Origin of the sequence: Clostridium sp. D5 (genome assembly GCF_000190355.1) — a bacterium.
GTDB lineage: Bacteria > Bacillota > Clostridia > Lachnospirales > Lachnospiraceae > Faecalicatena > Faecalicatena fissicatena_A.
In genome coordinates this window covers 1,327,502-1,346,418 of sequence record NZ_GL870809.1, presented here as the reverse complement: position 1 = coordinate 1,346,418, position 18,917 = coordinate 1,327,502, and the positions used below count along the sequence as shown (strand labels likewise).

At 49.9% G+C, this 18,917-nt stretch carries 13 protein-coding genes; 7 read left to right on the top strand and 6 right to left on the bottom strand.

Annotated features, from left to right (window positions below):
* Positions 1–287: 287 nt before the first annotated feature.
* From xdh to ssnA, 6 genes are all read right to left on the bottom strand, one after another.
* Positions 288–2,843: a selenium-dependent xanthine dehydrogenase gene (xdh, locus tag HMPREF0240_RS05635; RefSeq protein ID WP_009002480.1), complete on the bottom strand. Its 2,556-nt coding sequence runs from the start codon at positions 2,841–2,843 to the stop codon at positions 288–290.
* A gap of 42 nt (positions 2,844–2,885) precedes the next feature.
* Positions 2,886–4,244: a selenium-dependent molybdenum cofactor biosynthesis protein YqeB gene (gene yqeB / locus HMPREF0240_RS05630; protein ID WP_009002479.1), complete on the bottom strand. Its 1,359-nt coding sequence runs from the start codon at positions 4,242–4,244 to the stop codon at positions 2,886–2,888.
* Positions 4,241–4,996, bottom strand: a complete 756-nt coding sequence (yqeC, locus tag HMPREF0240_RS05625) for a selenium cofactor biosynthesis protein YqeC (protein WP_009002478.1) — start codon at positions 4,994–4,996, stop codon at positions 4,241–4,243. The genes yqeB and yqeC overlap by 4 nt, the downstream gene beginning before the upstream one ends.
* A 92-nt stretch (positions 4,997–5,088) precedes the next feature.
* Positions 5,089–6,477: a dihydropyrimidinase gene (gene hydA / locus HMPREF0240_RS05620; RefSeq protein ID WP_009002477.1), complete on the bottom strand. Its 1,389-nt coding sequence runs from the start codon at positions 6,475–6,477 to the stop codon at positions 5,089–5,091.
* 177 nt (positions 6,478–6,654) lie between these two features.
* Complete coding sequence (ygfK, locus tag HMPREF0240_RS05615) at positions 6,655–9,660, bottom strand: putative selenate reductase subunit YgfK (protein ID WP_009002476.1); 3,006 nt, start codon at positions 9,658–9,660, stop codon at positions 6,655–6,657.
* A 79-nt stretch (positions 9,661–9,739) separates the two neighbouring features.
* The gene (gene ssnA, locus HMPREF0240_RS05610; protein WP_009002475.1) at positions 9,740–11,071 is read right to left on the bottom strand and encodes a putative aminohydrolase SsnA; all 1,332 of its coding nucleotides are present in this window, start codon (positions 11,069–11,071) and stop codon (positions 9,740–9,742) included.
* Between the two features lie 341 nt (positions 11,072–11,412).
* Between ssnA and HMPREF0240_RS05605 the strand changes: the two genes are divergently transcribed.
* The 7 genes from HMPREF0240_RS05605 (at position 11,413) to HMPREF0240_RS05575 (ending at position 18,830) form a co-directional block, all read left to right on the top strand.
* Positions 11,413–12,069: a helix-turn-helix transcriptional regulator gene (locus HMPREF0240_RS05605; protein ID WP_009002474.1), complete on the top strand. Its 657-nt coding sequence runs from the start codon at positions 11,413–11,415 to the stop codon at positions 12,067–12,069.
* A gap of 21 nt (positions 12,070–12,090) precedes the next feature.
* On the top strand, positions 12,091–13,296 hold the full coding sequence (gene dpaL, locus HMPREF0240_RS05600) for a diaminopropionate ammonia-lyase (RefSeq protein ID WP_009002473.1): 1,206 nt from the start codon (positions 12,091–12,093) through the stop codon (positions 13,294–13,296).
* Between the two features lie 84 nt (positions 13,297–13,380).
* Complete coding sequence (locus HMPREF0240_RS05595) at positions 13,381–14,691, top strand: YgeY family selenium metabolism-linked hydrolase (RefSeq protein ID WP_009002472.1); 1,311 nt, start codon at positions 13,381–13,383, stop codon at positions 14,689–14,691.
* A 102-nt stretch (positions 14,692–14,793) separates the two neighbouring features.
* Positions 14,794–15,987 (top strand): knotted carbamoyltransferase YgeW, encoded by a 1,194-nt coding sequence (gene ygeW, locus HMPREF0240_RS05590; RefSeq protein WP_009002471.1) that lies wholly within the window; start codon positions 14,794–14,796, stop codon positions 15,985–15,987.
* Between the two features lie 125 nt (positions 15,988–16,112).
* Positions 16,113–16,496 (top strand): RidA family protein, encoded by a 384-nt coding sequence (locus tag HMPREF0240_RS05585; RefSeq protein WP_009002470.1) that lies wholly within the window; start codon positions 16,113–16,115, stop codon positions 16,494–16,496.
* 1 nt (position 16,497) lies between these two features.
* The gene (gene arcC / locus HMPREF0240_RS05580; RefSeq protein WP_009002469.1) at positions 16,498–17,445 is read left to right on the top strand and encodes a carbamate kinase; all 948 of its coding nucleotides are present in this window, start codon (positions 16,498–16,500) and stop codon (positions 17,443–17,445) included.
* Between the two features lie 14 nt (positions 17,446–17,459).
* Positions 17,460–18,830, top strand: a complete 1,371-nt coding sequence (locus tag HMPREF0240_RS05575) for a nucleobase:cation symporter-2 family protein (RefSeq protein WP_009002468.1) — start codon at positions 17,460–17,462, stop codon at positions 18,828–18,830.
* Positions 18,831–18,917 lie beyond the last annotated feature (87 nt).

Here is an 18,917-nt window from a genome sequence, read left to right as displayed (position 1 = left end):
TGGAAATGCTTTTAGCGAGCATAGCAGCAGTTAGAGGAAATCCGCAAAATCAGCGCGAAAAAAGCTGCTTCCGAAGCAGCTTTTTAGAACACCTGAGCCGCTTAATCATCAGATTAAGCGGTGAATGTGTTCGGTTCACGCTGATTTTGTGGATTTCCTCTTACTGCTGCTTGGCGCAGCGGCTGTATTTCCAACAGGACAGGTGTTTTTCACAGTCCGTCCCGGCTCACGGTAAGCGCCCCCCTTCGTCCGCTCCCGAGTCTAAAGCTCGTAAGCTAAATCCCGATTTATTTTTTCTTTGCGTAGGGGGTTCCCTGCAGCGGAAGAACCGTCTGGAATTCTCCGCTTAGTTTATAGTAAGCTCCTGCAACTGCCGGGGCCGTCGGAATGGATGTGATCTCACCAATTCCGATTGCGCCGTATCCCACGTCCACGCCCGGTTTTTCCACGATAAGAGAAACAAGTTCCGGTACCTTATCCGCCTTAAACAATCCCAGTGTACCGAATCTGGACACCGGATATCCGTCCTTAATCTCATATCTTTCCGTCAGAGCATATCCCATGCCCATCACGACACCACCTTCAATCTGGCCTTCTACACTGACCGGGTTCACCGCTTTCCCAACATCATGGGCCGCTGCCATTTTTTTGACCGTACCATCCTCATTCAGGACACAGACCTGTGTCGCGTAGCCATAGGCCACATGGGACACAGGGTTCGGTACATCGCTGCCCATCTTATCCGTCTTTGCCAGATACTCGCCGTAGTAGTCTTTTCCTTCCAAAGCCTCCAGAGACTGCCCTTTCAAATCTTCTTTCAGGTTCTCTGATGCCCGCTTTGCAGCCTCTCCGGTAACCAGTGTCTGCCGGGAGCCCGAAGTTGTTCCTGAGTCCGGGGAATTGGAGGTGTTTGGCTGACAGTACTTTATCCGGTCCACCGGCAGGCCGGTTGTCTCGGATACCACCTGAGTCAGTACGGTTCCCAATCCCTGACCGATGCAGGATGCGCCCGCATGGATTTGTACCTTTCCGTCTTTTACCAGCAGGCGGCACCGTCCCCAGTCGGGCAGTCCCACGCCTACTCCCGCATTTTTCATGGCACAGGCAATTCCAGCATAAGGTTCGCTTTCATAAAGCTCTTTTACGGCTTCCAGTGTCTCCGCCACACCCGTGGAACCGTCGGCAATCTGCCCGTTCGGGAGCACCTGCCCCGGACGGATGGCATTACGGTAACGGATCTCCCACGGAGAAATACCCACCATCTCTGCCAGCAGGTCCAGATTGCGTTCTGAACCAAAGCAGGTCTGGGTTACACCGAATCCTCTGAATGCTCCAGCCGGTGGATTATTGGTATATACTGCTTTTCCGTCTATATCTATCACCTGAAAATTGTATGGCCCGGCGGCATGCGTACAGGCGCGCTGGAGTACGGGGCCGCCCAGAGATGCATACGCCCCTGTATCCGATACGACAACAGCCTTCATGGCAGTCAACATGCCGTTCTCATCGCAGGCCGTTGTAATGTCCATCCACATCGGATGGCGCTTCGGATGGACCACAATACTCTCCTGCCTGGACAGCTTTACTTTCACAATCCGCTTCGTCAGATATGCCAGAAGCGCCGCGTGATGCTGGACACTGACATCCTCTTTTCCACCGAAACCGCCCCCAACCAGTTTGTTTTCCACAATGACTTTTTCTGGCGGAAGGCCCAGCATGATACAGCACTCATGCTGGGTATCGTATGTACCCTGATCTGTAGAATAAATAAATACTCCGTCATCAAATGGCATGGCAACCGCACACTCCGGCTCCAGGAAGGCGTGCTCGGTCCAGGGAGTTTCATAGTGTTTTGTTACCTTATACTTTGATTTTGCAATCACCTCATCCGCATTTCCCCGGACCAGGTGCTCGTGTGCCAGGACATTTCCTGATGCATGGACAAGCGGGGCGTCCTCTTTCATGGCATCAAATGGACTGAGCACCGGTTCCTGCACTTCATAATCTACCTTTACAAGGCTCTTCGCCCGCTCAAGGATCTCTGGTGTCTCCGCTGCCACAAGGCAGATCGCATCTCCAAGGTAATGGGTGGTTTTGCCCACCGGAATCATGGTATCCCAGTCCTGTTTCAAATGTCCGACTTTTACCTGCCCTGGTATATCTTCTGCGGTAAAGACGCCGATTACACCTTCCAGCGCTTTTGCCTCCTCTGCATGAATCGCCAGTACCTTTGCCCTTGGATACTCGGAACGGACTGCGCTTCCATAGATCATGCCGTCAATATATATATCATCCGGATATTCTCCGGTTCCCAATACCTTTTCCTTCGCATCAATCCTCTGGATTGCTTCGCCTACCAGAGCAACGCCGCTGTTGTCCGTAACGGACAGATTTTCCCGGAATATCCTGGCACTGAGAAGGATTCCTTCGATGATCTTCTTATACCCTGTGCACCGGCAGATGTTATTACGGATCGCCGCCGTCACTTCCAGACGGGTGGGATCCGGATTCACATCGATCAGGCCTTTTGCGCACATTACCATGCCGGGAATACAGAAACCGCACTGAACGGCTCCCGCTGTACCAAATGCGTAGGCATACACTTCTTTTTCTCTCTCGCTCAGGCCCTCAACCGTGACGATTGATTTTCCCTCCATCTTGGAAATCATGGGAATACAGGCGCGTGCTGTCTTTCCGTCAACCAGAATGGTACAGGTACCGCAGGCTCCCTGGCTGCACCCGTCTTTGACGGATGTCAGGCGAAGGTCATCCCGCAGGAACCGCATCAGCTTTTTATCCTGCTCTGTCTGATAATCCTTCCCATTTACATGAACTGTAAACATATACTACCTTCCTTTCCCCGGAAACTTCCGCTTCCCGGAACTTTATTCTGAAAGATCTGACCTGAAGTCTATATCTTTTAATTCTGTTTCATATGCCTCTACGTATCTCACTTTGTCCTGCAGACCGGACATGATCTGCCGGCCGCCATTGTCTCCGGAAAGTTCCCTGAGATCCCTGAAAAACTTTTTATCCCAGAGAACCGGATTGCCCGGATGCCCCCTGTGGCATGCACTGATGATCTGCCCTCTGTGCAGATCCGCTGTATTCAGGATCCTCTGGATCGTGGCCGGATTCAGGTTGGGCTGGTCACACACACAGAAGAGAATCCCCTGAATATCTGGAAACTGTTCTGTGCAAGCTTCTGTTCCAAGCCGGACAGAGCGGGAAAGTCCCAGTTCCGGCTCTTTATTACTGACAGTCCTCATACGCTGAAGCTTTGCTTTTTCTTCTATTTCTTTATATCCTGTCACGATAAACGCCGGAAAATCTCCGAATGCACTGATTTTATCCAGCATATATTCAAACATTGGCCTGCCTGCGACTTGTGCAAGCAGCTTGTTTTCCCCAAACCGCACGCTTTTCCCTGCTGCCAGCACAACAATTGCATATTTCCCCCGCATATGTTCATGCCTGGTTACTGCTTCCAGCACCCCGCCGCCAACGGCCCTTGCCTTGTCAGAAATAGTAAAGCAGTGATTTGATTCGCAGCGTGCGTCTATATCTCCTATTTTCAATCCTTCTTTTACATTGACACCGGGCTGAAGCATTCCTCTGACGATTCCGCTCATCTGGGCATATACTTCTTTCCCCCCGGTAACCGCAACTGCCTGCCCCTTCTCCACCACATCCCCAATGGCTGCCAGCGGCTGCATCTCCCCGCCGCCTGCGGCACGGATCAGCCGTTCAGTCGTATAACCCCAGACATTTCCCGGAACTCCGGTGTTCGGGATCGCACTGCCATCATATATGATGTCTCCAAGCGTGTGCCCTCTTTTTGTTTCCACAACACAGTTGCAGTCAATTCCCGCAGTAAATCCAGGACCCACTCCTATGACAAATGGAGCATCTGTTATCTTTGTTCCGGTATTTCTTTTTGCCAGAATTGCATCCACAATTACATCCGGCTGAAAATCAGCGGCTATTTTGGCATCTGCGTCCACTATTACCGCAATATCCCCATCTGCCAGAATGTCTTTTGCCTCCTTCTCTGAATGTACAAGAACGCCTTTCATGTCCTCCACGACAGCCGTTCCTTCATAGACCGCCCTGGACAGAGCCGCCATTCTCCGTACAGTCAGTGGGACTGCAATTTCTGTCATGATGATCTGATGTCCGCTGTGATACAGGCGCGAGGTGATTCCTGTTGCCAGATCCCCCGCTCCCTTGATTAGTATTTTCATCTCTGTGTCTGCCTTCCTCCTGCTGTTACTGTGATTTTTGCAAATCCCTGGTACTCTGCCAGTCTGCAGATCTCCAGTGCCTGCTCCTCTTCTCTCAGGCCATCAGCCTTGTTCAGAACAAGCCTGTAAGACATATGGGGCATTATATTCTTCTTTCCGGCCCGGCTGTCCAGTGCCAGCTTTGCGATGTCTCTTGGGCAGACCCGATCCGTTTTCTGCTTGTTCAGCAGTCCGGCGGCAATTTCTGACCGAAAACATACTTCTTCCAGCGGCTTTCCAAGACTGTCAAGTCCGCAGATATTGATTACATGTGTGGTCTCCGGGAGCAGTACCGGCTCATGGGAAGCCGGAACCTTCATTGGTAATTTTTTTGCACCGTCCGCCTCAATCAGCAGCGGGTATCCCAGTTCCAGAACCCCATTTAGAAATTCACGGGAAGGTGATTTCATTTTTCCATCACTGGCGGGCAGTCCCAGCCAGACCATGCCTTCCGATTCCAGGATTTTCCCGAGCCTCTCTATCGAGGGCTCCAGCAGAAACCAGGGGGCTTTCCCTGCCATCATATGGGTAGTTGTTGTCACAATTACTCTTCTGCCCCCCCGTAGATACTCTCCCGCCATCTGTGTGATCAGGGTTGTTTTGCCTCCGGCGCCTGTGAATGAAATAACCGGATTTGCTGTTTTTTCTATATTTAATGCTTCCAGAAGGGAAGGACACTGCTCAAGTGCGCCCTTCCGATATGCTTTTATCATATGCTGCCCTTCTTATGATTCTAAGATGTTACTGTTCACACCCTCCGGGCGTGCACAGTAACGGAGTGCACGGCACGGTCTGAACAGTAACTCTAAGATTCTTCGTCTTCTTTCTTAACGCCATGCCTTACATACTGACCGGCATTTTCTATTTGTATTTCACCATTTTCGGCTACCAGCCGGCCACGCAGAAATACTTTCTCCGCCCTGCCTTTTATCCTGGTGCCTTCCATGGGGCAATAGTCAATATTGGTCTGCTGTGTCTCTTTTGACAGGGTCCATTCTGTCTCCGGGTTCCATACTACAATATCTGCATCACTTCCCGGAGAAAGCGTTCCTTTCCGGGGATACATACGGTATAGTTTTGCCGGATTCTCGGACAGATATTTACACATCTGTTCTATAGTGATATGTCCTTCGTTTACTCCGAACTGATAGATCAGGCCCGGGCGCTCTTCTCCGCCGGGCATTCCGCACGGTGTCAGAGAGAAGTCTTCGCTTCCCGCACTCTTCTGCTCAAGGTTAAAACTGCAGTGGTCCGTACAGATTGTCTGGATCCTGCCTTCTGAAAGTGCCCTCCAGAGAACTTCCTGATTCTTCTTTCTGCGCAGCGGAGGTGCAATCATGTATTTTCTGCCCTCTCCGTCGGGCAGGGAATATTTGCTGTCATCCATGAGGAGATACTGAGGACAGGTTTCTACATAAACGGTCTGCCCTTCCTCTCTGGCACGCTGGATTTCCCGGTAGCCTTCTGCGGAACTCAGGTGCACCACGATGACCGGTGTGTCCACGCATTTTGCTATTTTCAGCAGGCGGTTGATGGCCTCTGCCTCTGCCGCCGGCGGGCGCGTTCCAGGATAATCCGAAACATCTCTGCGGTTTCTTTTTTTCTGCAGTACTTCTTCCAGCCTTGCATCTATGATTCCCTTATTTTCACAATGTACTCCTGCAATTCCACCCAGTTCTTTGAGACGGGACAGTATTTCGTACATGGTCTTGTCATCAACTATCATGTTGTCGTATGTCATATACAGTTTGAAAGAAGAGATTCCTTCCGCCACAACCTGCTCCAGTTCACGGCTGACGTCCTGGTTCCAGTCGGAAAGAGCCAGGTGGAACGCATAATCGCAGGAAGACTGCCCGTCCGCTTTTCTATGCCAGTTGTCCAGAGCCTCGGCCAGCGTTTCACCCTTATTCTGTGTCGCAAAATCTATGATGCAGGTGGTTCCTCCCGCAATCTCTGCCTTCGTTCCGGTGTCAAATTTGTCTGCCGTTATGGTGTTGCTGACTTCCAGGGCCATATGGGTATGTGCATCAATAAATCCCGGGAAGATGTATTTTCCCCGGACGTCCTCAAGCTCAGCGTCCCTGAATTCCAGATTTTCACCGACTGCCAGAATCTTTTCGCCCTTTACCAGGATGTCAAGTTCTTTCAGCCCTTCGCCGCTTACAATGATTCCGCCTTTAAATAAACGTTTCATAACCATTCCTTCTTTCTGTCTGTCTGTGCAGGGGCCAGTTTTTTGCCCCTGCCTGCTGTCCTGTTACTTTCCTGTTCGTCCTGTTGCTTTCTTTTTTAACTGTATCTGCTTTTTCGTGCGCTGCCCCATTGTGATTCCGCCTTATGACGCAGAGAGCAGGTGCTGATTGCTGAATTATTATTTGACGTACTGGCCCAGAAGGTACGGATAATCTCTGACAACAGTTTCAATCAGCTGCTGCAGTCCTTCCGGAAGTTTTGTCTCTTCTCCCTTAGTCCAGGTAAAGGTATCGCCCAGGTATCTTACCCTGCATACTGCTTTTTCTCTGTCCATAACCGCAAAGCCCTGATTCTTGCTGTCTTCCAGGTCTTTTTCTCCGGCAAACAGGGTGAATTTATCCAGATAAGGTGCGCTTTCATATGGGCAGAAGCTCTTGCAGTTTCCGCATTCGTTGCACATATAGTCTACGTGGATAATCTGATGTTTTGCCATGCCAGGCACCCGGATGGCGATATTCGCACGGTTTGGACATACTTCCACACAGTTTTCGCAGATGGTAGAGCATCCAAGGCAGCGCTCTGTCTCTGTCTTTCTGGTCTCCGTATCTCTCAGGATACCACGGCGGCTGTAAACCTTTTCTTCGTCCGCCTGTTTGTCAAAGTCTTTTGCAAGGCTTTGCCCAATCACAGCCTCTGCTGCTTTTCTGCCGTCCCGGATGCCTTCCACTACCGTTGCAGGGCCGCCCAGGCCGTCCCCTACTACATAGATGCCTTCCAGATTTGTCTCGCAGGTATCTTCCCGAACCATTGCTTTTCCACGCTCATTTACATGGATTCCGTTCGCCTCATACAGCTCACTCGGAACCTTTTCGCCTACGGCAACGATCACGGTGTCCGCCAGAACTTCCCTGGTCTCTTCTGTCTCTGTAACGCCTCTTCTGCCGGAATCATCGATATCTCCCAGTTTCATCACTCTGCAGATCAGCCTGCCGTTCTCCAGTCTGACAGGGGCCAGCAGTTCCTTGAATTCCACGCCGTCCTCCACTGCCATCAGCAGTTCTTCCTCGTCTGCCGGCATATAGCGTTTGGTTCTTCTGTAAACGAGAGAAACCGTTTCAACACCCTTCGTCCGTTTTGCGGCTCTGGCTGTATCCATTGCGGTATTGCCTCCGCCGATGACAACCACATGTTTTCCGAGGTCCAGATCGCCGTCTTTTTCTTTAAATTCTCCCAGGAACTCCAGCGCATTCATCGTCTCGCCGGATTCCAGCTTCAGGATGCCCGGTTTGGATGCGCCGACTGCAAATATGACGGCTTCATATCCCTGCTCTTTTAACTTCTGTGCGCTTTCTATTTTCGTATTATATTGAATATCAACGCCTGCCGCCGTGAGTATCTCAGCATCCTTGTCAATGGAACTTCCTGCAATTCTGAATTCCGGAATCACATGGCGTACGACTCCGCCCAGGGAATCGGTCTGTTCAAACAGGGTCACCTCCATGCCGCCTCTTCTCAGAAAATATGCTGCCGCCATACCGGCAGGGCCTCCGCCGATTACGGCGGCTTTTTTCTTCTCCGTCAGGGGCTTTTTCGTTACCTTTGACAGCCATGCCTCATAGCCATTTTCTGCGGCTTCCAGCTTCATGGCCCGGATATGTACGGGTTCTTCGTAAAAGTTGCGGGTACATTTGCTCATGCAGTTATGTGCACAGATTGTTCCAGTAATGAACGGCAGCGGGTTCTTCTCTGTAATGACCTCCATTGCCTCCTCATATTTTCCGGCATTCACAAGCTGCAGGTATGTGGTAATGTCCTGGTGGATCGGGCAGCCTTCTTTGCACGGTGCAACGAAGCAGTCCAGAAGCGGAACTTCTTTTTTCATTTTGCGGGACGGAAGGGGTTTGACTGCCTTCACATGGTGCGGGCTGACCTTTGCCGCCTCTGCCAGTGCTTTTGATCCCTCAATGCTTACGCCCCCGAATGTACCGCCCTCTGTTTCCAGTATGCGGGCGATCTGGCACATTCGCTGGTATCCGCCCGGCTTCAGCAGTGTTGTGGCAACGGTCACCGGCCAGATGCCTGCGTCCACGATTCCCTTTATATTATAGAAATCGGCTCCGCCAGAGAATGAGATCCTCAGTTTTCCGCCGAACTCTTCCGCCAGCTTTGCAGCCAGTGAGATGGATAGCGGATACAGAGATTTTCCGGACATATACATTTCTTCGCTGGGAAGCTCGTTCTGTTTCACGTCTACCGGGAATGTATTGGTGATCTTTACACCGAATTCCAGGTTTCTTTCCTCACATACTTTCATCAGGCGTGTGAGCATAGGCACGGCATCTTCGTACTGCAGGTCATCCCTGAAGTGGAAATCCCCGAAGGCCACATAATCGTATCCCATCTCGTCCATGGTCTTTCTGGCAAATTCGTATCCTAATAAGGTAGGATTACATTTTATAAAGGTGTGGAAGCCCTTTTCTGTGATCAGATACATCGCAATCTTCTCGATCTCCTGGGGAGGACATCCGTGCAGGGTGGAGATTGTGACGGAGTTGCAGATTTCTGAGGAAATACTCTCTATATCTTCCTTAGTCACTTTTGTAAATCTATCTGCGTGTTCCAGGAGATACGCTTTACATTCGCTGAAAATGGCAGAATCTTTTGCGTCTTTCATGGTATTCAGGAACTGGTCAATCTTTGGAGACTGGATGCCTTCCAAATCGTATCCAACACTGATATTAAACTGGAATCCGTCCATGCTGCCAAGTTCGAACTCCTTGGCCATCACCTTGAGCAGGAACCACGCCTTAATGTATTCCTCCATTGCCTGCGGCACGTAAAGCTCCGTAGACCATTCGCAGTTATAGCACTCATCATCGGCCTTAATACACGGCTTATTCACGCACGCCGCCAATTCAGCGCCATCCATCACCTGCACCGTCTTCAGCTCAAAGAAGCGGCTTCCCGTATAATAAGCAGCCACAATGTTCTGAGTCAGCTGCGTGTGCGGACCTGCTGCCGGGCCGACCGGCGTCTCCAGCGGACGTCCGAAAATCGTCCGGTTATACCGTGCATCTGCCTGATACGGAGCATGCTCTCCGAATACAGTCCCTGACTTCTCGCGCTCCGTCATAATCCAATCTACTAAATGCCCGAAAGACATCGGGGTCATAATATCGCTCATTTGTGTAAACCTCCTAATAATCTGAATATTCTGAAAATGGTAGGCAAAGGGGTCAGACCCCTTTGCCGCTTCACCGTATCTACGCGTTGATCCTTCCCCAAAGTCCAGCCGCCGCCTGTCTGCAGTCCGCCATCACCTTAGCTTCGTCAATATGCTGCAGTTCTCTGTCCTTCATCAGGACCTTTCCGTTTGCCACTGTAGTAACTACATTCCGGCCATTCATACCGAACAGGATATGTCCGTTGCAATTGTCAGCGCAAAGTGGTGTCAGCGGATCGTAATCTACAATGATCACGTCTCCTGCCGCACCTTCCTCCAGAATGCCGAGTTTCTGGTCAAAATATCTGCCTGCGATCTGTGCATTGCCATCGAAGAGCATCTGCGGTACCTCGCCCCATGCTGCCGTGGCATCACACAGGTGGTGTTTGTGCAAAACATTGGCTACCTTATAAGATTCTGTCATATCGTGAGTATATCCGTCCGTTCCCAGTCCGGTCAGGATCCCTCTGTGCACCAGCTCCATCGTCGGCGGACATCCGCAGGCATTGCCCATGTTCGATTCCGGATTATGTACGACCATGGTGTTCGTATCTTTGATCAGATCCATCTCATGCCCGTTGATGTAGATGCAGTGCCCGAGCAGGGTCTTCTCTCCCAGAATGTTCCAGTCCATCAGCCTGTCTACGATTCGTTTCCCGTAATGCTTCAGGCAGTGGTGCAGATCCTCAATCCCCTCTGCAACATGAATGTGGTATCCCGCGCCGTCAGGTTTGTTCGCCGCCGCCAGTTCCATTGTTTCATCCGAAATAGTAAACTGTGCGTGCATTCCCATCATCCCGGCTATCATTCCGCTGCCGTCCTGCTGCGCGTAGCGGATAAATTCTGCATTCTCCATCACAGAGTCCCGCGCTTTGTCCATGCCGTCCCTGTCTGATATCTCATAGCAGAGGCAGGAACGAACGCCGGTCTCCTTGGCCGCTTTTTCTATATGGAACAGAGAACCCCTGATGGAACCGAAGCTGGCGTGGTGGTCAAATATGGTGGTGACACCATTCTTGATACAATCAATATACGTCGCCATGGCACTCAAATATGTATCCTGCAGTGTAAGATTCCTGTCGATTGTCCACCACATGCCGTCCAGGATATCCAGAAAGCCTTTCGGGTCATATCCTTTTACGGAAAGTCCTCTTGCAAAAGAACTGTAAATATGTTCGTGCGCATTAATAAATGCCGGCATAATCACTTTTCCTCCGGCATCAATAAATTCAGCATCCGGATATGCTGCCCTGACCTCTTCAAGGCTTCCCACTTTTTGAATGGTACATCCCTCAATCGCCACAGCGCCGTTTTCCAGATACGGATTCTTCTCATCACGTGTGATTACCCTGCCATTTCCTAAAATAAGCATACTATTCGTCTCCTTTTCTTTTTGAAATAGTCCAAAGATTCCCGGTGCAGATCACCGCGTATACAAATTCTACAAGGGGGTTCTATTCCTTGCACGTCGCACTATATTTTGTATATTCTTTTGTAAAAACAGGCCTTGCTTTTCGCACAGATTTTTTTGGACTGCTTTTGTTGTATATAGAATACCATTAATATAAGATAATTGCAATACAAATCCTCAAAAATATTTAGGTAACCTAAAAAATTTTTAGAAAAAGTATTGATTTAATTTTTTTTTATGCTATGATGAGTTTAGAAGCAAAAAGTTTTCGGGAAAAATTCCCAGACTCACACACGAAAGGAATGGTGACTTTGAGCCAGAAATTAGACTTATTAAAACAGATCGCACACGGCCTCTCCGTACAGTTTGGCAGTTCATGCGAGATTGTCATTCACGATCTGAGAAAGAAAGAACTGGAAAGCTCCATTGTCTATATCGAGAATGGGCATATTTCCAACAGAAAGCTGGGCGACGGGCCTTCCAGCGTGGTACTTGAAACGCTGAGCCGGGATCCGTCACAGATTCAGGACCGTCTCTCCTATCTCACCAAGACAGAAGACGGAAGGATACTCAAATCCAGTACCATGTACATCAGAGATGATGATGACAGCATTGCTTACATATTTTCTCTTAACTATGACATCACCTCACTGCTTACCATCGAATCCGCTATCCATTCATTAATCAGCACTGAAAACAAAAAGGAACAGGAAACTGAAAACAACCAGCCACAAAAAATCACCCACAATGTAAATGAGCTGCTGGACACCCTGATCGAACAGGCGCTTGCACTCGTTGGCAAACCGGTTGCTTTAATGAATAAGGATGACAAGGTCGCAGTTGTACATTACCTGAACAACGCCGGCGCTTTTCTCATCACCAAATCCGGAGACAAAGTAGCTTCTCTTTTGGGAATTTCAAAATTCACACTCTATAGTTACATGGATGCAGGCAAATAGTTAGAAGGAGGTTTTTCACACATGGAAACAATCAAATGGGCAGTAAACCGTATGCCTAAAACAGACGATGCACAACTGAAGGTTATGGCGCTTAGCGAGGTAGAAAAAGCTCGGGCCTTTCATGAAAGCTTTCCTCAGTACAGCATCACCCCGCTTGCCAGACTGGATAAGATGGCAGACAGACTGGGATTAAAGGAAGTATACGTGAAGGATGAATCTTACCGGTTCGGCCTGAATGCTTTCAAAGTACTGGGAGGCTCTTTCGCAATGGCACGCTACATAGCGGGGCAGGTTGGTAAGGATGTTTCCGAACTCCCTTATCAGGTGCTGACTTCCGAAGAACTGAAAAAGGAATTCGGTCAGGCCACCTTCTTCACAGCCACAGACGGGAATCACGGTCGCGGTGTTGCATGGGCAGCCAATAAGCTGGGACAAAAATCAGTAGTACTGATGCCCAAGGGAACGACACAGACCCGTCTCAATAACATACTTGCCGAAGGCGCACAGGCAACTATAGAGGAATACAATTATGATGAATGTGTGCGCATGGCCGCAGACATGGCAACAAAGACCGAAAATGGCATTATGGTACAGGATACTGCATGGGACGGCTATGAGGAGATCCCGGCGTGGATCATGCAGGGATACGGAACCATGGCAATGGAAGCCAATGAACAGCTGAAGGAATACGGCTGCGGAAGACCCACTCATGTATTTATCCAGGCAGGGGTGGGATCTCTGGCAGGGGCTGTACAGGGCTACTTTGCAAACCGCTATCCGGAGAATCCGCCAAAAGTGATCGTAGTGGAAGCCGAAGCCGCTGCCTGCCTTTACAAAGGCGCATCACTGGGAGACGGAAGCATCCAGATCGTGGACGGGGATATGGTAACTATCATGGCCGGGCTGGCCTGCGGAGAGCCGAACACCATCTCCTGGGATATCCTGAAAAACCATGTGGATACTTTTATTGCAGCGCCGGACTGGGTAGCCGCAAGAGGCATGCGTATGCTGGCAGCTCCGGTGAAGGGAGATGCACCAGTTACTTCCGGAGAATCAGGAGCCGCACCGTTCGGCACACTGGCATGCATCATGTGTATGGATGAATACAAAGAATTAAGAGCGCATCTTGGACTGGACGAAAACTCCAGAGTCCTCCTCTTCTCCACCGAGGGAGATACAGATCCTCAGAGATATGAATCCATCGTCTGGGGCGGGAACGACCGCTAAGCAGCGTGATATTAAGCTGATTAATTATTAAGGATACAGAGCATTTAACATAAATATTTTATATTCTAAAAAGGAGAGGTAATAATGGACTTTAACAAAATCAAAGAAGCTGCACAAGGTTATCAGGCTGACATGACCAAATTTTTGAGGGACATCGTAAAATTCCCGGGCGAGAGCTGTGATGAGAAGGCGCATATCGAACGTATTGCCGAAGAGATGAGGCATCTCGGTTTCGACAAGGTTGAGATCGATCCTCAGGGTAATGTTCTCGGCTACATGGGAACAGGCGAGAAAATCATCGGGTTCGATGCCCACATCGATACCGTAGGAATCGGCAATATCGAAAACTGGACTTTTGATCCATACGAAGGGTATGAAAACGACGAAGAAATTGGCGGCCGCGGTGTTTCCGACCAGTGCGGCGGGATTGTTTCTGCAGTATACGGCGCCAAAATCATGAAAGACCTGGGACTGCTGAGCGATAAATACACAGTACTCGTAACCGGAACGGTTCAGGAAGAAGACTGTGACGGACTCTGCTGGCAGTATATTATCAACGAAGATAAGGTCCGCCCTGAATTCGTTGTATCTACAGAGCCTACAGACGGTGGGATATACCGTGGACAGCGCGGGCGCATGGAGATCCGCGTAGATGTCAAAGGTGTTTCCTGCCACGGTTCCGCTCCGGAACGCGGTGACAATGCCATCTACAAGATGGCTGATATCCTGCAGGATGTCCGTGCATTAAATGAAAACGACGCAGAGGAAGGCACCGAGGTCAAAGGCCTCGTGAAGATGCTGGATGAGAAGTTCAACCCGGAATGGAAAGAAGCACGTTTCCTGGGCAGAGGAACTGTCACCACATCCGAGATCTTCTTTACCTCCCCAAGTCGCTGTGCAGTTGCAGACTCCTGTTCCGTATCTTTGGACCGCCGCATGACAGCCGGCGAGACATGGGAAAGCTGCCTGGATGAAATCCGAGCTCTTCCAAGCGTAAAAAAATATGGTGAGGACGTAAAAGTTTCCATGTACAACTACGACAGGCCATCCTACACAGGACTTACCTACCCGATCGAGTGCTATTTCCCGACCTGGGTAATCCCAGAGGACCACGCAGTAACAAAGGCACTCGAGGAAGCATACACCAGTCTCTACGGCGAATCCAGAATCGGAACCGCTGAGACTGAAGCAATGAGAAAAGCCCGTCCGTTAACCGACAAATGGACTTTCTCGACAAATGGCGTTTCCATTATGGGAAGAAACGGAATCCCATGTATCGGATTCGGACCTGGCGCAGAGGCTCAGGCTCACGCTCCGAACGAAAAAACATGGAAAGCAGACCTCGTAGTATGCGCTGCAGTATACGCTGCACTGCCGACACTTTATTGCAAATAATTTAACAAACAGGTGCAAGGGGGTCAGACCCCTCTGCAGAGGGGTCTGACCCCCTTGCGCTCCATTTTCAGAATATTCACAAAATTAGGAGGATTTTATAATATGAAAACATTACAGGATTACATTGATAAGCTGAACGCACTGAACTTTAAGGAGATGTACAACGGGGACTTTTTCCTGACATGGGAGAAGACAGACGATGAACTGGAAGCAGTATTCACACTGGCTGATGCGCTTCGCTTCATGAGAGAAAACAATATCTCCACAAAGGTATTCGAGAGTGGACTTGGTATCTCTCTTTTCCGTGACAATTCCACACGTACACGTTTCTCTTTTGCTTCTGCCTGCAACCTGCTGGGACTGGAAGTTCAGGATCTGGACGAAGGAAAATCGCAGGTGGCACACGGTGAGACCGTCCGTGAGACAGCAAACATGATCTCTTTTATGGCTGACGTTATCGGGATCCGCGATGATATGTACATCGGCAAGGGAAATGCTTATATGCACGAAGTTGTTGACTCTGTAACACAGGGAAAGAAGGACGGCATCCTGGAGCAGAAACCGACGCTTGTCAATCTGCAGTGTGACATCGACCACCCGACCCAGGCTATGGCAGATATGCTTCACATCATCCATCAGTTCGGCGGCGTTGAGAATCTCAAAGGCAAGAAACTGGCTATGACATGGGCTTACTCTCCTTCTTACGGAAAACCATTGTCCGTTCCGCAGGGAATCATCGGTCTGATGACACGTTTCGGAATGGATGTTGTTCTGGCTCATCCAGAGGGATATGAGGTATTCCCGGAAGTGGAAGCAGTTGCTGCTGATAATGCAAATAAATCCGGCGGTACATTTACAAAAACAAATGATATGGCTGAGGCGTTCAAGGATGCAGACATCGTATATCCTAAGAGCTGGGCTCCATTCGCAGCCATGGAAAAACGTACTGACCTTTATGGAAACGGTGATTTTGAAGGCATCGACAAACTGGAAAAAGAACTGCTTGCACAGAATGCAGAGCACAAAGACTGGGCCTGCACGGAAGAGCTTATGGCGACAACAAAAGATGGCAAGGCACTCTACATGCACTGCCTGCCTGCCGACATTACCGGTGTAAGCTGCGAAACAGGAGAAGTGGATGCAAGCGTATTCGACCGCTACAGAGATCCTCTTTATAAAGAAGCAAGCTACAAACCGTACATCATCGCAGCCATGATCTTCCTCGCTAAGTTCGCGGATCCTGCTGATGTTTTAAAGAAACTCGAAGAAAAAGGAACACCAAGAGTTTTCAAGTAAACTCTCCCCGCATCAGGCTGCCGGGAATCGAACAGGCAGCACAGCGGGCTATCACAGACATGAAATGTAGCATACGCAGAGAAAAACTGGTATGATAAAAAGAAAAACATTAGGAGGTATTTGACATGTTAAAATATGTTGATACAAAAAACGCACCAGCAGCAATCGGACCATATTCACAGGGAATTATCGTAAATGATATCGCATTCTTTTCCGGACAGATCCCGCTCTCTCCGGAATCAGGCGAAGTAACAGGCACAACAATCCAGGAGCAGACCGAACAGGTTATGAAAAATGTAGCCGCACTGCTGGAGAGCCAGGGTGCAGAATTCAAAGACGTTGTAAAGACAACCTGCTTCCTTGCGGATATGGCTGACTTTGCCGCATTCAATGAAATCTACGCTAAATATTTTGTTGGAAAACCGGCACGTTCCTGTGTTGCCGTAAAAGATCTGCCTAAAGGAGTTTTGTGTGAAGTAGAAACCATCGCATATGTCGGAGGAAAATAAAATGGCAAAAAAGAAACGGATCGTCATCGCTCTGGGCGGTAATGCCCTCGGCAATACCCTGCCCGAGCAGATGGCGGCAGTAAAGATTACTGCACGTGCCATTGTAGACCTGATTGAAGAAGGCTGTGAAGTCGTGGTTGCCCACGGCAACGGCCCCCAGGTCGGAATGGTAAACAACGCAATGCTGGCACTCACCCACGAAGACCCGCAGCAGCCCAATACGCCGCTCTCCGTCTGTGTGGCAATGAGCCAGGCCTACATAGGCTACGACCTGCAGAACGCCCTGCGCGAAGAGCTGCGAAACCGCGGAATCGAAGATATCCCGGTAGCAACCATGATTACGCAGGTACGCGTTGATGCGGATGACCCGGCATTCGGCAATCCCGCAAAACCAATCGGACGTTTTCTCACCAAAGAACAGTCCGATGAAATGGCGGAAAAATATGACTATGTCATGAAAGAAGATTCCGGACGCGGTTACCGCCGTGTAGTAGCGTCTCCACGACCGCAGGAAATCATCGAAATCGGAACAATCCGGACCATGGTAGAATCCGGTGACCTCGTCATCGCATGCGGCGGCGGCGGAATCCCTGTTACACGCCAGGGAAACCATCTGAAAGGCGCCAGTGCTGTAATTGACAAAGATTTTGCAAGCAGTCTGCTCGCACGTGAGCTGGATGCAGATTTTCTGATTATCCTGACCGCAGTCGAGAAAGTGGCAATCAACTATGGAAAGCCAGACGAAAAATGGCTGGACAATATCACCGCAGAGGAAGCAAGACAATACATGTCTGAGGGACATTTTGCCCCCGGTTCTATGTTGCCTAAGGTACAGGCTGCCGTAGAATTCGCAGAATCCGCACCGGGACGCCAGGCTCTGATTACCCTTCTTGAAAAAGCCAAAGACGGAATTAAAGGAACCACAGGCACCAGAATCAGTCAGGCTTAAAGGGGGATAAACGCATGAATAAAGAAGTAACCCGTTCCACAATATTTGACTTAAACGGTGTGCCTAATTTCAAACAGGCCTTTCCTCTTGCTCTCCAGCACGTTGTTGCGATGATTGTAGGGTGTGTAACGCCCGCAATCATCGTTGCTGGAGTCGGCGGCCTCTCAGAAAGCGACTCCGTTATACTGATCCAGGCAGCGCTGATCGTATCCGCACTGTCCACATTACTCCAGCTGTTTCCATTTATCAAAACAAAATGGATTACTATCGGCTCGGGACTTCCTGTTATCATGGGCATCAGTTTTGCCTACCTGCCCAGCATGCAGTCCATCGCCTCGGATTTTGACATTCCAACCATACTCGGGGCACAGATTGTCGGCGGCTGCGTGGCAATTCTGGTAGGTATATTCATCAAGAAAATCCGCAGATTTTTCCCGCCTCTGATTGCCGGAACTGTTGTATTCACAATCGGTCTTTCGCTGTATCCTACCGCCATCAACTATATGGCCGGCGGAACAGGCAGCGCGGACTATGGCTCCTGGCAGAACTGGCTGGTTGCCATCATTACACTCGCAATCGTAACCGTACTGAATCATTACGGAAAAGGAATCTGGAAACTGGCATCCATCCTGATCGGTATCATAGGAGGATACATTGTCGCCCTGATGTTCGGAATGGTAGACTTCACTCCTATCGGTCAGGCCTCCGTCTTCCAGCTTCCAATGCCGCTTCACTTTGGAATAAAATTTGAAATATCCTCCTGCGTGGCGATCGGCCTGTTATTTGCCATTAACTCCATCCAGGCCATCGGAGATTTTTCAGCCACCACAAGCGGCGGTTTAAACCGTATGCCTTCAAACAATGAACTGCAGGGCGGAATCGTCGGCTACGGAATCACCAACATCATCGGTGCTCTTCTGGGCGGACTTCCCACCGCAACCTACAGCCAGAACGTTGGTATCGTTGCTACAACAAAAGTAGTCAACCGCTGCGTCCTTGGCCTGGCAGCTGTCATCCTGCTGGCAGCAGGCCTGATTCCCAAGTTTTCCTCCCTGCTGACCACCATACCATACAGCGTCCTCGGCGGTGCGACCGTATCCGTATTCGCTTCCATCGCCATGACCGGTATGAAACTGATCAACACGGAAAATATGTCCTACCGCAACACATCCATCGTAGGACTGGCAGCCGCACTGGGAATGGGAATCTCACAGGCAAGCGGCGCACTGGCAGCATTCCCGGACTGGTTTGTTACCATCTTCGGGAAATCACCAGTCGTAATTGCTACATTAATCGCGGTACTCCTAAACATTATCCTCCCCAAAGATAAGGAGGTTCCGCTGGAAGCGGCTCCGGATGATGTGGGGAGTGGAGACGCTAAGTAAAAGGTGAGGCAGACTCCCGGGGGAGCTGTATATGCCATTTCAAAATCCATAGAGAGCGCGGTTAGAATCCGTTGGAGAAAAAACAGG